This is a genomic window from Leisingera methylohalidivorans DSM 14336 (genome assembly GCF_000511355.1).
GTDB lineage: Bacteria > Pseudomonadota > Alphaproteobacteria > Rhodobacterales > Rhodobacteraceae > Leisingera > Leisingera methylohalidivorans.
On sequence record NC_023135.1, the window covers coordinates 1,799,889 to 1,812,519 of the forward strand.

15 protein-coding genes are annotated in these 12,631 nt (G+C 65.0%); all 15 read right to left on the reverse strand.

Annotated elements, in window-relative coordinates; genetic code table 11:
• Positions 1-43: 43 nt before the first annotated feature.
• The gene (locus METH_RS08925) at positions 44-451 is read right to left on the reverse strand and encodes a DUF3168 domain-containing protein (protein ID WP_024090118.1); all 408 of its coding nucleotides are present in this window, start codon (positions 449-451) and stop codon (positions 44-46) included.
• Positions 448-780, reverse strand: a complete 333-nt coding sequence (locus tag METH_RS08930; RefSeq protein WP_024090119.1) for a head-tail adaptor protein — start codon at positions 778-780, stop codon at positions 448-450. The genes METH_RS08925 and METH_RS08930 overlap by 4 nt, the downstream gene beginning before the upstream one ends.
• The gene (locus METH_RS08935) at positions 777-1,376 is read right to left on the reverse strand and encodes a head-tail connector protein (protein ID WP_024090120.1); all 600 of its coding nucleotides are present in this window, start codon (positions 1,374-1,376) and stop codon (positions 777-779) included. The genes METH_RS08930 and METH_RS08935 overlap by 4 nt, the downstream gene beginning before the upstream one ends.
• 177 nt (positions 1,377-1,553) lie before the next feature.
• Positions 1,554-2,735, reverse strand: coding sequence for a phage major capsid protein (locus METH_RS08940; RefSeq protein ID WP_024090121.1), 1,182 nt, complete (start codon positions 2,733-2,735; stop codon positions 1,554-1,556).
• Between the two features lie 47 nt (positions 2,736-2,782).
• The gene (locus tag METH_RS08945; RefSeq protein WP_024090122.1) at positions 2,783-3,349 is read right to left on the reverse strand and encodes an HK97 family phage prohead protease; all 567 of its coding nucleotides are present in this window, start codon (positions 3,347-3,349) and stop codon (positions 2,783-2,785) included.
• 26 nt (positions 3,350-3,375) lie between these two features.
• Entirely contained in the window at positions 3,376-3,600 is a 225-nt protein-coding gene (locus METH_RS08950; RefSeq protein ID WP_024090123.1) for a GTA head formation protein, RCAP_rcc01685 family, read from the reverse strand.
• Complete coding sequence (locus METH_RS08955; protein WP_024090124.1) at positions 3,593-4,807, reverse strand: phage portal protein; 1,215 nt, start codon at positions 4,805-4,807, stop codon at positions 3,593-3,595. Before METH_RS08955 ends, METH_RS08950 begins: the two co-directional genes overlap by 8 nt.
• A 270-nt stretch (positions 4,808-5,077) precedes the next feature.
• Positions 5,078-6,364 carry a DNA-packaging protein gene (locus METH_RS08960; protein ID WP_044008374.1) on the reverse strand — a complete coding sequence of 429 codons (1,287 nt, stop codon included), beginning with the start codon at positions 6,362-6,364 and terminating at the stop codon, positions 5,078-5,080.
• Positions 6,357-6,794: a hypothetical protein gene (locus tag METH_RS08965; RefSeq protein ID WP_024090126.1), complete on the reverse strand. Its 438-nt coding sequence runs from the start codon at positions 6,792-6,794 to the stop codon at positions 6,357-6,359. Before METH_RS08965 ends, METH_RS08960 begins: the two co-directional genes overlap by 8 nt.
• Positions 6,795-7,119: 325 nt before the next feature.
• Positions 7,120-8,802, reverse strand: a complete 1,683-nt coding sequence (locus tag METH_RS08970; RefSeq protein WP_024090127.1) for an amidohydrolase — start codon at positions 8,800-8,802, stop codon at positions 7,120-7,122.
• Positions 8,803-9,134: 332 nt separating this feature from the next.
• Positions 9,135-9,470: a chaperone modulator CbpM gene (locus METH_RS08975; RefSeq protein WP_024090128.1), complete on the reverse strand. Its 336-nt coding sequence runs from the start codon at positions 9,468-9,470 to the stop codon at positions 9,135-9,137.
• Complete coding sequence (locus METH_RS08980; RefSeq protein WP_024090129.1) at positions 9,470-10,411, reverse strand: DnaJ C-terminal domain-containing protein; 942 nt, start codon at positions 10,409-10,411, stop codon at positions 9,470-9,472. Before METH_RS08980 ends, METH_RS08975 begins: the two co-directional genes overlap by 1 nt.
• Before the next feature lie 502 nt (positions 10,412-10,913).
• Positions 10,914-11,423: an Hsp20/alpha crystallin family protein gene (locus METH_RS08985; RefSeq protein WP_024090130.1), complete on the reverse strand. Its 510-nt coding sequence runs from the start codon at positions 11,421-11,423 to the stop codon at positions 10,914-10,916.
• Positions 11,424-11,450: 27 nt separating this feature from the next.
• Positions 11,451-11,852 (reverse strand): Hsp20/alpha crystallin family protein, encoded by a 402-nt coding sequence (locus METH_RS08990; protein WP_024090131.1) that lies wholly within the window; start codon positions 11,850-11,852, stop codon positions 11,451-11,453.
• A 24-nt stretch (positions 11,853-11,876) separates the two neighbouring features.
• Positions 11,877-12,320 carry an Hsp20/alpha crystallin family protein gene (locus METH_RS08995; RefSeq protein ID WP_024090132.1) on the reverse strand — a complete coding sequence of 148 codons (444 nt, stop codon included), beginning with the start codon at positions 12,318-12,320 and terminating at the stop codon, positions 11,877-11,879.
• Positions 12,321-12,631 lie beyond the last annotated feature (311 nt).

Below are 12,631 nucleotides of genomic sequence, written 5' to 3' on the forward strand. Positions count from 1 at the left end.
GTTTCTCCCTGCTTTTCAATGGGGTTGAGCGATGTCCTGCGGCCTAGACGTCATCCACCCGCGCCCTGAAGCGCAGGATGATCTGCCTGCCGCCGGTCTTCAGCCGTTCAGCCTTGGCGCGGTCGAACCACAGGCCGGTCAGCCGGCCGCGGGGCAGCGGCACCGCGGCACCGACCAGCGCGTCGCAGACCGCCGCGGCGGCAGCCTTGGCGCCGGCAAATCCGGCCATGTCGGTGGTGACGGTGATGAAAAACCGGTGCTCGGCGCCGCCTGCTGTCTTGTCGGAGCGGTCCAGCACCTCCTCCGATCCCAGCGCCACATAGGTCTGCGGCAAGGGGCCTGCGGGGATCGCGTCATAGATCGCGCTGCCGACCAGAGCGGTGAGCCCCGCATCGCCGGTCAGATGGGTGTAGACGGCGGACTGCAACCCGCCTGCGATGGCATAGGTCATCCGCTCACCTCCTCAACCGCGAAACAGGTGAGGTAGCGGGCGTCGGGATCGGATTCTGCAACTGCGTCAATACGGTAAAGCCTGTTGCTGTCGCGGAAGCGCTGATCAGGACGGGGTCGTGATGCAAAGCCTTCTGGTGCAGCGCGCAGGGTGATCCGGTATTTCTGCAAAGACAGGCTGTCGCCGGTCAGACGCCCGGTAAGCGATGTCACCTCGGCCCAAAAGGTGCCAAGCGCCACCCAGGTCTCAGAATAGCCTCCGGCCCCGTCGGCCTGGCGCTGGGGGTCTTCCAGCACCAGTTTGCGGGTGAGTTTCGGGGGGGTTTTCATGCCAGGCCTCCCAGGGTCAGCCGCAGGCTGCGGTAGCGTTCGATCAGGCTGGTGACGCCAAAGGGCATGCAGCCGCCGTGCAGGCCGGTGTCGGCCCGGTATTCGTAATAATGCGCGGCCAGCAGCATCACCGCCTGGCCCAGATCGGCAGGCAGGCCGCCCCAATCAGAGGCCATCCCGGCCTGCAGTGAAATCCGCGCCAGACCGCCGGTGGGAATCGGCGGCAGCAGGCTGCCGGCCGGGCACAGGCGCGGGCGCTGGCTGTCGGGCTCCAGGTGATAGAGGGAGGCGTCCAGAACCGTCTCATCGCCGCCTGCGCCGCGCATCGCAACTGCGGTCACCGCTTGCACCGGGGCGATCGGCAGGATCATCCGGGCACGGTCGCGCCAGTGCCGGATCTCCATCTCAAAATCTCGTATTATCAGAGCTTTGCCGGTCCTTCCTTCAATCGCAGCCAGGGCCGCGCGCAGAAAGCCAATCAGCACCTCGTCCTGCAGGCTGTCCTCGCCAAAACCGCTGCCCAGGCGCAGATGCGCCTTGAACGGGGCCAGCGGCAGGGCGGCCTCGGGCACGGGGGTCAGTTCGCTCAGCATCATCATCTCACTCCTGCGGGCCATCCCCTGCTGCGGCCCTGATCTGCTGTCCGGGTGGGGTTCGGCGGGCATGCACCATCCCTTGCCGCTCGGACGGAGGGGAGCAGCTGGACGGCAAAGGATTGTGGGGTGCATACCCGCCGGCGGACCGGTCTGCCGGTCCGCCATCAGCGCAACGCGTCAGGTCACGCCGAATTTCATCAGCTTGATCGCGGCAAAGTCGCTGACATCGCCGCCGACCCGCTTGGTGGCGTAGAACAGCACATGCGGCTTGGCGCTGAACGGGTCGCGCAGCACCCGCAGGTCCGGGCGTTCGGCGATGGTATAGCCGGCGCGGAAGTCGCCGAAAGCGATGGAATAGCTGTTGGAACCCGGGTCCGGCATGTCCTCGGCGATCAGCACCGGGTAGCCCATCAGCCGTGCGGGTTCGCCTGCGGCCAGACCGTCAGACCACAGGAACCGGCCATCTGCGTCTTTCAATTTCCTGAGCATTCCTGCGGTCTTGGAGTTCAGAATGAAAGTCGCATTGGCGCGGTATTCCGCCCCCAGCGCATAGACCAGATCAATGATCGCATCGCCGCTGCCAACCTCGGCGTCGGTGCCGGAGGTGACATAGCCAAGGTTGCCCCAGCTCCAGCTGCCGTTGCTGACAACCGGGTGGAACAGGAAGCCCTTGGGCTTGTCGATGCCGTCACCATTGATAAAGGCCTCGGCCTCGGAGCGGGCGAATTTGTCGGCGATGCGGCCCGCCAGCCAGCCCTCGATATCAAAGGCGCTGTCGTCCAGCAGCCGTTGCGACGCCTTGGGCAGCGCGCTGAGTTCATGCAGCGCAATGGTGATGCGGTCGATGCTGCCGGTGCCGGTTTCTGCGGCCGGGCCGGCCTCGGTCGCCCAGCCGGCCCCCATTTCGCTGTGGTCGATCAGCACGTCATAGGAAGACGCCTCCACATGCACCACCGAGGCCACCGCGCGGATCGAAGCGGAGGAGTTCAGCACCGATTTCACGGTCTCGGCGGTCTGCGGGTCGACCAGGTAGCCGCCATCGCCGCCCACGGCGGTGGACATCGCCTTGCCTTCCAGTTCCAGCCCGCGCAGGCTGTCGTCGTCGCCGCTGCGCAGGTAGGCGTTGAACGCCTTCTGATGCGGCGCGCCCGCGTCCTGGCCGGCTGCCAGATGGGGGCGGTTCTGTGAGATTGTTTTACGGTCCAGCATGTTCACTCGCTCTTCTGCCTGTTTCAGCCTTGATTGCACGTCGGTTCGAAACCCCTTGATTTCATGAAGAAAGCCGGTGATGGCCTGGGTCACTTCATGCGCCAGGGGCGCTGTGGTCCCGGAGGGGTCCGGGAGGTCTTGATTGCTCATGATGTCTGTCCTGTTTTAAGCCGGGCCGGTTTTAAGCCGGGCCTGTTTTAAGTCTGGCCGGCCTTGAGCTCCTGGGTGATCCGGCGCAGGCCGGCGGCCAATGCGCGCAGCGCGTCTGCCTCGGCCGCGAGGGCGGAGGATTTACCCGCCACCCGCGCCGCGGGCAGCATCGGGAAGGTGACCAGCGACACCTCCCACAGTTCCAGCTGGGTCAGATGGCGGCTGCCGTCCGGGGTGCGGGTGGATTTCAATGTCCGGTAGCCGATTGACAGGCCGTCAATGGCGCCGGCCTCGATCAGCGCCGCGGCTTCGGCGCCTTTGGGGGTCGCGGTCAGGATCCGGCCCTTGACGAACAGGCCACGCTGATCCTCGCGCACCTCGTCCCAGACGCCGATCGGCTGGGCGGGGTCGTGCTGCCACAGCATCTTGACGGTGCGGCCCTGATCCTGAAGCGCCTTCAGCGAGGCGGCATAGGCGCCGCGTATCACCGCATCGCCGCCCTGATCGGTCTGGCCGAACAGGCTGGCGTAGCCGGTGATCTGGCTTGCGTGCTGCAGCGAGAGATCCTCGCCGAAACGCGCGAATTTATGTTCAAGCTGGGGAGGTCCCTGCATGATATCTGCCTCGCAAGTTATTGTTGTTACGGCAATTGCACCGTCAGGAAGGATTGAAAGGCCTGTGCCAGGATCACCGCGGCGACGCCGTAGACGGTGAGCCAGAGACGTTTTTCCAGCCGTTCCATCATCTGTTCGATCCGGTCGAGACGGCGGTTCACCGCCTCGTGCTGGATCTGGGCCACCCGCTCATGGGCGGACAGGCGCAAACCCGGTGAACAGTCGAAAGCGTGCATCGGGTGCTCAGTCATCCTGTCCGCCCTCCCGCTGCGGCGCGGCGGGGGCTTCTGCGGGCAACCCCAGCAGGCGCCGCTTTTCCGCGGGTGTCAGGAAATCGGCCGCAGAGACCCGGCGCCACTGCGCCTCGCGCTCGGCGGCCAAGGCAGGCAGCTGGTCGAGGTCGGGTTTCAGCGTCAGCGCCTCGCCGGTCCAGCCGGCCAGCCAGTCGGCAAGCGCGGCGGCGGCCTTGGCCGCCAGCGGCAGCACGGTCAGCCGGTAAAAGGCGCGGTGGGCCTCCTGGTAATTGGCGTAAGTTGCATCGCCGGGAATGCCGAGCAGCATCGGCGGCACCCCGAAGGCCAGCGCAATTTCGCGGGCGGCGGTGTCCTTGGTTTTCTGAAACTCCATATCAGAGGGCGAGAACCCCATTGGCTTCCAGTCCAGCCCGCCCTCCAGCACCATCGGCCGGCCGGCGTTCTTGGCGCCCTGAAAGTTTGATTGAATCTCGTCGCTTAGAATGCGGAATTGTTCCTCGGACATGCGGCCGTGGCCGTCGGACCCGTTCCAGACCAGCGCGCCGGAGGGGCGGGCGGCGTTGTCCAAAAGCGCCTTGGACCAGCGGGAGGCCGCGTTGTGCACATCAATCGCCATTGCCGCCGCCTGCAGCGATGACAACCCGTAGTGGTCGTCCTGCGGGTGGAAGCTTTTGATGTGGCAGACCGGTGATTGCGCGCCCTCCGCGGTGAAGCGGTGCTTGCGTCCGGCAACCGAATATTCGAACCCGGCCGGCCAGCCGTCCGGGCCGGGCACAACGCGCATCCGGTCGGACCGCAGCACATGCAATTCCGCAGGCGTGCCTGCGTCTGCCGCGACCGCCTCGATATAGGCATTGCCGGAGAGCAGCAGGTGGCCATAGAGCGCCTCCAGCAGTTCGGCCTGGCCCTGCGCCGGATTGGGGCGGGCCAGCAGCGCCAGCCAGGGGTGGCTGTCAAAGCGCCGGCGGCTGTCCTGCAGCACCAGCGGCACGGCCGCGGCGGCCTCGGCGATCATCCGGATCACCCGGTGGCCGACCGGATTGCCGGCAAAACCGCTGCGGGTCAGGGACACGCTGTCGCGCGGGCTCCAGGCGGTGCGGCCGGCCCCCTGCCAGGAGACCACGCGGGCGGTCTGGCTGGCCTTCTGTTCCAGGGCGGTTTCCGGGGGTTCGGGCTTGTTGCGCCGCAGCAGGTCAAAGACCATTGTCCGCTCCTCAAGTTGCTGTGTGGGGCGCTGCCTGCCGCTGGGGCCGATGCGCCTTTGCTGAGGGTCATTAGTGACAGAGAGGCCTGAAGATTTGGCCAGCGGTGCGTACGCAGGGGGCGCAACACCCCAGGTTAAGCGACTGTAATAAAAGGAAATAGCAGCGTTGCGCGCTGCCATTCTCCCATCTTCATTTTCTGATGCACCGTCTGGCCGAAGGCCGGGCAGCGCCCGTCCGCCCCCCTCCGGGCGGGCGCTGCCCTGGGCGCATTACAGCACCCTGATCTGCGGCATCCTCAGGCTGGCTGCCGGCTGGATGATCAGCTCATGCAGGGCCCAGACCAGCGCATCCAGCCGGTCGGGAGAGCCGCTGCCCTGATAGCCTTGCGGGGTCATCAGGCACATCTGGTCCTCCAGCTCTCCCAGCCCCGGCAAATGTTTGACGCGGCCCTGCTCATAAAGGGCGGCGACGGGTTCGGCGCGGGCGGATTTGCCCTTGCGCGCATGCAAGGCCCGGAACGGCACCAGCGGGTCGGCCTGGCGCAGCACCGTCTCCACCAGAGCGCCGCCCTGATTGACCTCGGCCACCACCCGTTCGGCGCCAAAGGCATCGCGGGCGGCAATCACCGCCTGCGCCCAGGCCAGCGGCCCGGCGCCCTGAACGGTGCGGTCGGCCAGCACATAGGCGCGCCAGTCCTGCGGTTTGCCCTGGGTGACGGCGCCCGCCGCCACGATGCCGCAGGCGTCCGAGGATTTTCCGGAACTGACCGCGGGATCCACCGCCACCACCACCCGGTCGAGCGGCGGCGCGCCGGTCACTTGCGCCGCCGCCAGCGCGGCAGTGGACCAGAGCGCGCCCGGCACATCGGCCAGCATCACCCCGTCCAGCTCCTGCCGGCCCAGACGGGTGCCGGCGTAGCGCGCCCGCATCTCCTCTAGGAACGACGGCGCGAGGTTGGCGCGGTTGGCCTCGGTCGGGGCGTGGGTCTGCACCGTGCTGGGAGAGGCCAGCAGGTGTTTCAGAACCGGTGCATTGCGCGGCGTGGTGGTGACGCAGACGCGCGGGTCCCGGCCCAGCCGCAGGGCGAATTGCAGCATGTCCCAGCATTCCTGGCCTTTGCGCCATTTGGCCAGCTCATCCGCCCAGGCGGCGTCGAACTGGGGGCCGCGCAGGGCCTCGGGGTCGTGGGCGGAAAACGCCTGCGCCTCGGCGCCGTTGGGCCAGATCAGCTTGCGCTCGGAGGCTTTCCACTTGGGGCGGCGGTCGGGCGGCGAGCAGGCCAGGATGCCGCTGTCGCCGTGGATCATCACGTCGCGCACCTGGTCATAGGTTTCGGCCACCAGCGCGATGCGGCGGGCGGTGCCGGGATCCTGCGGGCGCGGCCCTTCGGCGAGCGACCGGATCCATTCGGCCCCTGCCCGCGTCTTGCCTGCGCCGCGGCCGCCCAGGATCACCCAGGCACGCCAGCCGCCCGGCGGCGGGCGCTGGTGGTCCAATGCCCAGATGCCGAACAGATGCGGCAGCGCGCACAGCGCCTTGCGGTCCAGCTCATTCAAGAACCAGCTCTGGAGCGAGGGCGGCGCGCAGGCCAGAAAGTCCGCGCTCGACAGCTGCGCGCGCCGCGACGAGATCGAGTTCGTGTTCGGATTTGAGCATGCGGGCGAATTCGGTGCTTTGTTCTGCAAGGAGTCTCTCCACTTTCTGGCAATCGCGGATCAGCTGTTCCAGTTTGCCGACCTGTCCCTTGGCGCCGGCGCCGGTGGTTTCGAGCTGCTCCCGCAGCGCCTCTGCCTCGTTTCGCAGCCGGTGAATGCTCTCCTGCAGGGATCGCAGAAGATCGGCGGTGTAATGCACCTGCCGGGTCAGGACGGCGGCGCCGTCCTGGTCTGTTGGATGATCTGTCATGAATTTGTCTGCCTCATGCGTTTTTTGTCCGCACAAGAGAAAGAACGACGGCCACCGGCGGAGGGATCCGGGGCCGTCCATGTTCTTTCCAGCTGCAATGCAACTTATACGTGAAAATGTTGCGTTTGTCAAGAATTCCGGCCGCAGCAGCGCACGGTGGAAAGGCAACGGCCTGCCGATAAGGGCGGCCCAAAGGCTTGCTGACGACAGAAGCCGGTCAAAGAGGCGCGCTTTCCGCTAAGCATCTTGCACGTCGTTCTTTCTTTCAGGTTTGCCGCCGCTGCATCGCGCGGTGGCAGCAGCCGCAAACCTTGGATCATACTGATCCGGCCCTCTGCCAGAGCGATGTCCGGTTTGCGGGGGGCCAACCGGTCTGTCGGAGGCGTGTCATTTTCCGGTAACCCGGTCAAACCCCATGCTGATAGGTCACCATTCCGTCGCAGATCGTCGTCATCGCCATCGCCGCCGTCACGTTCCCGGGCGCAAGCTGCGTCAGGTCATGGCTCATAATTGCAACGTCGGCCGCCATGCCGATTGCCAGCTTTCCTTTTGTATCCTCGTTGAATTCGGACCAGGCATTGCCGCGCGTATAGCTGGCCAGCGTGTCGTGCAGCGTCTGGGTCTGGTCGGCCCACCCCTCGCCCAGATCCAGCGGTGCGATTGCGGCTTTGACATTTGCCATCACGTTGACCGGGATCACGGGCCAGTCTGTCGAAAAGATGACCTGTGCGCCTGCGTCACGTATGGTCTGCCAGGCATAGGCCCCGGCAATCTGGTCCGCGTGCAGATACTGCGCCGCGCCGCCGGGCGGAAAGATATGCCCCATCGGAGCGTGGCCCGGTTGCAGGGAGGCAACGATGCCCAACGCCGCAAGCCGTGGTATATCGTCTGGATGGATCACTTCGATATGTTCGATCCGGTGACGGCTGTCGCGCCTCCCATTGGTCTTTGCAGCCATCTCGAAAGCGTCGATCGTGCGCCTGACACCAGCATCGCCGATGGCGTGAACGGCGATCTGGAACCCCAACCGGTCCGCTTCGGAACAGCAGGCAACAAAGTGCTCCTGTGTGAAAACCTCATCGCCTGAATTGCCGTTTGCGCCCAGCTCACCGGGGTAAGGGCGCAGCATCAGCGCAGTGCCGCTCTCGATCACACCGTCAATGAACATCTTGACGTGGCTGCATGCGATCTTGCCGCTTCGGAAATCATCCCGCATCGCGGGCGCTTCCGCGGTCATCCGTTGCAGCGGATCGGTTCCTTTCATATGAAACGGCACACGGCAGCGGCAAAGCAGGCGGCCTTCGGCTTCCAGTTCGGACAAAAGCTCCAGCTGATACCTGTTGCCGTCCATCAGATGCAGGCCTGTAATGCCTTGCGCGGCGCAATGCGCAAGCCCCTTGGCGAGAACGTCCTTGTCCATCCGGCGCTGATCCGCCGTTGCGGGGGGCACCGGGTCCTTGCCCGTTGTCAGGCCCAGCATGTCCCGGCCGCCGTGGCGCGTGAGGCGCAGCACCGGCTCATAGGCGCCGGGCTCCAGCAGCTCGCCAGTGGCCAGACCGTCCTCGCCCATCACGATCTCGGAGCCTGCATCGGTTGGTCCGCCTTGCAGAAGGCCTGCGGCTTTCAGGGCGGCCGTGTTTGCCCAGATCGTGTGGTGGTCCGGCGCGAACATGGCCAGCGGGCGGTCGCTGAGAATCCGGTCGAGGTCGTGGCGGGTGGGCGTCTTTCCCGTGCCCAGAATGCCGTAGTCCGCCATGACGCAGAACACCAGGGCATCGTCCGGATTGGCCTGCGCGTAGGGGCGGATGCCGGCCCGCATCGCGGGCAAACCTGTGACGCCGTAAAGGTTCAGGCAATCCAGCTCAACCGATCCGCCAAACAGATGGACATGGCTGTCGATGAACCCGGGAAGCACAGTCGCACCGCCCGCGTCGATCATCCGGGTCTCAGGGCCGGCCAGGGATAGAATGGCGGCATCAGCCCCGACAGCCGTGATCCTGCTGCCTGCAATCGCAAGCGCCTGTGCGGTCGGCATCGCGTCGTCAAAGGTCATAAGGGCGCCGTTGTGGATGATAATCGAAGGGGTCATGGGATGTCCTGATGCCGCGGGAGCGGCCCCGGCAGGGCGGGGCCTCAGTTTAAGTCTTTCGTTCCCTTCTGTAGGTCGGTCCGGATTGCTGTGTAAAGCTTTGCCGCCGCAGGCGGGCATGGCGGGTGATACGCTTTAATCTGTCCGCCGCGGGGTTTGCAGGCTGGCGCACCTGCTTGGCTATCGGGGCCTTATTTATCAGGACACAGTATGTTTTTGCATCCGGTCAGCACGTCCCCGCCCATGCCAGCCATCGGACCGATCCGGGGATAGGTGCAAGACAATCATTCACGGCGGCTGGTGCGATCAGCGGCTCAGCAACCGCGCAGTCGTCAATCGCGCCCTTCCAAGCGCCGGTATGCCTTCAGAACCGCTATTCGTGTTTCTTCCGGCTGCTGATTGACCGCCTCGGCAAGGCGGTGCAGTTGGTGACGCAGCCCGTGCAGCTGGTCCAGCAGGGACAAGATAGTCGGTACTGTATCCGCGGACAGCGACATTTCCTTGCGCAGGTCGCAGATCAGCCGGATCCGGGCGATGTCGAGTTCATCGAAAAACGGGCCGCCGTCGCCGCGTGCCGGTTTGATCCAACCCGCCCGCACCCATGAGCGAAGCTCCCGGAGCTGAAGCCTGCGAACCGTGGCAACCACGTCATGTTCTCTCAGCCGCATCACACACTCCCCATGTTCTTGCGCGGATCCTGCCCGGCGGTTTCACGCCAGCGGCGGGCGAGGTCTTCCATCCCGCTGCCGATCTTGTCCGGCAGCATGATCATCAATCGGACATATTGGTCGCCCGCCGGTCCTTTACCGGGCCGGACCCCCTTGCCCTTCAGCCGCAGCCTCTGGCCGCTGGACGCTCCCTTGGGCAAGTTCATCGACACCGGCCCCGAAAGCGTCGGAACCTCGATCCTGCCGCCCAGAACAGCCTCATCGAAGGTGATCGGCAGGTCGATCCCGATATCGTTGCCGTCGCGTGTGAAGAGCGGGTGCGGCTTGACGGAAATCCCGACATAGGCATCGCCCGCCGGGCCGCCGCCAATGCCCGGCTGCCCCTTGCCGCGCAGGCGCAGGGTCTGACCGTCGCGGACACCGGCAGGGATCGTCAGATCGATGGTCTGGCCATCCGGCAGCGGCACCGTCCGTTTTGCACCGCGGGCAGCATCGAGAAAATCGACGTCGAGATGATAGCGCAGGTCGGCCCCGCGCGCCGCGAAGCCCTGCGCCGAACCGGGGCCCGCCCGCCCCTGCCCCTGCCCCTGCCGCCCGAAGAGATCTGCGAAAATGTCCGACACATCCTCGAAATCGTTGAAAGCCGCCGAGGATTGATACCGGCCTTCGGGGTCCGCACCGGCATATTGGCGATAGAATTGTCGCTCCGGCCTGTCCTGACCGCTGGCGTCGATTTCGCCCCCGTCGTAGCGGCGGCGCTTTTCCTCGTCGCCCAGGATGTCATAAGCCGCGCCCACCTTCTGAAACTCGGCGGCTTTGTCCTTGTCGCCGGGCGACAGATCGGGGTGCAGGGCTTTTGCCAGCTTGCGATAGGCCTTCTTGATTTCTGCCTGCGTGGCATCTTTGGAGACGCCGAGGATGTCATATGGACTGTCGCTCATATTTTTTTGTTCCCGTACGGATCATTCGGCCGGCCAGCGCCGGACTTAGCACCAGCCCGGCCTGCGCCGGGCATGGCATCGGTGGTTTCCGGCACTTGCATGGCTTCATGAAGTGCCGGAGCAATTGGCGTATTCCCGGACGCGATGGGGCTGGCGCCGAGGGCGGGGCCAGAGCCCCGGCCGCCGCCGCGATACCAAGCCCGCCCCCCCGGCGCGCCATTTGCCGGCCCGTTTCCGCGCGGCTCCGGCGTCCCGATGCGTTGTTTCTGCTTCCGGCGTCACCGCGGGATCTGTGACCTCAGGCGTGATGTCCTCCGTGTGTGCGGCAGCCCCGGTTTTCTTGCCGGTCTTGGACATGGTACCATCCTTTCAAAACATTCGCGAGAACCCGGCAGCCGGGCCGGCCTGGCGCCCGCGGCAGCGGCAGCGGCAGCGGGAGACAGACCCTTCGGGATCGGATGAGAAAGGGACATGGGCAAAACCCCATGCCCCCTTTTCCGGCTCAAGAGGATTTCACCTTGATCCGCTTGACCTTCGCCTGTGCCTCAGGCGATTTCGGCAGGGTCACGGTGAGCACACCGTTGCGGAATTGCGCGTCTGCCTTGCCGGTATCGGCCCCCGGCGGAAGCGGGATCGTGCGGTAGAACGCGCCGTAGGACCGTTCGGACATGTAAACGCCCTTGCGCTTTTCCTCGTGCGCGATCTTCTTTTCGCCGCGGATCGTCATGGCGTCGCCCGACAGCGAGATGCCGATATCATCTTCGCTCATGCCGGGGAGCTCGACTGCCACCTCGACACTGTCGCCGGATTCCGAAATATCGGTGCTTGGGCCGAACCCTCCGGCCGGGTTGGTCCGGCCGTTCCAGCCATTCTCCAGCCGCTGCCAGAAGTCCTCGAACACGTGGTTGATATCACGTTGAAGTGCGGCGAGCGGGTTGTCCGGCCGGTCATCGCCGGACGCCGGGGTCTTGTTCCTGTCACGACCCCAGGGGATGAGATCGCTGATCTGCATGATGTTTCCTCCTTTGCTATCGTGATGTTACGCTGACTTGACTGAAATCTTTCTGGGCTTCGCCCCAACCGCGCGGGGCAGTTCCAGACGTAACACGCCATTCTTGAAATCAGCCTTGATGTTGTTCTGGTCGACCGCGTCCGACAGGGTGAACACACGCATGTAGTCGCCTTCGCGGTATTCGGATGAAATGCGGCGGTAGCCCTCGGGCGAATGCGGTTCAACGCTGCCTTTCAGGGTCAGAACCTGCCGTTCAAGCGTCACGTCGATGCCGTCAGGCGCTACACCGGGCATGTCGGCCAGGATGACCGTGGTCTCGTCCCGTTCGAAGATGTCGACCATCGGCATGAATGCCGTTCCGGCCGATCCATTGGACTGGTTGCGCCCAGCCATGCCGCGGCCGCCTTGGGGTGTCAGTTCCTGTGCCATGATTTTCCTCCTTTCCTTCGGGTGTCAGGACGCCTTGATTTCGATACGCTTTGGCTTGTCGTCCTCCGGCCGCTGCATCTCGACTGTCAGCACACCGTTCCGGAACCGGGCCTCGATACTGCCGGAATCGATCCGGAACGGCAGTTCGATGGTGCGCGAGAACGATCCGGTTGGGCGTTCGCTCCGGTACCAGGCCGCCTCCTCGCCCTCGTCGTGCCGGGGAAAGGTCCCCTTGATCGAAACCAGCGTGTCCTTGACTGTCAGTTCGATGTCGTTCTCGGACAGGCCCGGCAGTTCGGCCGTCATCACGATGCTGTCCTGACCGGCCCAGAAGTTCACCGGCGGATAGACAGTTGCACGAGGGGACGGGCCGAACCCGTCGAACAGACGGTTCATTTCGGTCTGCGCACGGCGCATATCGGAAAAGGGATCCGAAGTGCCGTGGGCTGCGAAGGGTGTGTAAAGCATTGCAGTCCTCCTTTCCAAAGCTCGGCGAAAGCCGGCTGTCCGCCTTTTTGGCAGGGCAAGCGAGGATAGCCCGTGTGAAACCGGCGGACAGACGGCTGGCATGTGTGGAGAGGCTGGAAAGGCAGGTCGCAGGCCGGAACGCTGCATGCACTACCGGCGCGGCGCCTGAGCCCGCGCACCGGAATGGCAGTCAAATGGACGATCGCAAGTCAAGCCAACCGCCCGGTTTCCACTACCTGGGGACCCGCCTACGGCATCCCCGCAACCGATGTGGGATCAGCATTTTCTCTGTCAAGACCTGCACTGGAAAT

What these genes read in the sequence shown, in the direction of transcription:
- METH_RS08985 (WP_024090130.1), bottom strand. Translation starts at nt 11,423, where the DNA reads ATGCAGATCAGCGATCTCATCCCCTGGGGTCGTGACAGGAACAAGACC.
- METH_RS08945 (WP_024090122.1), bottom strand. Translation starts at nt 3,349, where the DNA reads ATGCAGGGACCTCCCCAGCTTGAACATAAATTCGCGCGTTTCGGCGAG.
- METH_RS08955 (WP_024090124.1), bottom strand. Translation starts at nt 4,807, where the DNA reads ATGGTCTTTGACCTGCTGCGGCGCAACAAGCCCGAACCCCCGGAAACC.
- METH_RS08925 (WP_024090118.1), bottom strand. Translation starts at nt 451, where the DNA reads ATGACCTATGCCATCGCAGGCGGGTTGCAGTCCGCCGTCTACACCCAT.
- METH_RS08995 (WP_024090132.1), bottom strand. Translation starts at nt 12,320, where the DNA reads ATGCTTTACACACCCTTCGCAGCCCACGGCACTTCGGATCCCTTTTCC.
- METH_RS08965 (WP_024090126.1), bottom strand. Translation starts at nt 6,794, where the DNA reads ATGGACGGCCCCGGATCCCTCCGCCGGTGGCCGTCGTTCTTTCTCTTG.
- METH_RS08970 (WP_024090127.1), bottom strand. Translation starts at nt 8,802, where the DNA reads ATGACCCCTTCGATTATCATCCACAACGGCGCCCTTATGACCTTTGAC.
- METH_RS08930 (WP_024090119.1), bottom strand. Translation starts at nt 780, where the DNA reads ATGAAAACCCCCCCGAAACTCACCCGCAAACTGGTGCTGGAAGACCCC.
- METH_RS08950 (WP_024090123.1), bottom strand. Translation starts at nt 3,600, where the DNA reads ATGACTGAGCACCCGATGCACGCTTTCGACTGTTCACCGGGTTTGCGC.
- METH_RS08980 (WP_024090129.1), bottom strand. Translation starts at nt 10,411, where the DNA reads ATGAGCGACAGTCCATATGACATCCTCGGCGTCTCCAAAGATGCCACG.
- METH_RS08975 (WP_024090128.1), bottom strand. Translation starts at nt 9,470, where the DNA reads ATGCGGCTGAGAGAACATGACGTGGTTGCCACGGTTCGCAGGCTTCAG.
- METH_RS08990 (WP_024090131.1), bottom strand. Translation starts at nt 11,852, where the DNA reads ATGGCACAGGAACTGACACCCCAAGGCGGCCGCGGCATGGCTGGGCGC.
- METH_RS08935 (WP_024090120.1), bottom strand. Translation starts at nt 1,376, where the DNA reads ATGATGCTGAGCGAACTGACCCCCGTGCCCGAGGCCGCCCTGCCGCTG.
- METH_RS08940 (WP_024090121.1), bottom strand. Translation starts at nt 2,735, where the DNA reads ATGAGCAATCAAGACCTCCCGGACCCCTCCGGGACCACAGCGCCCCTG.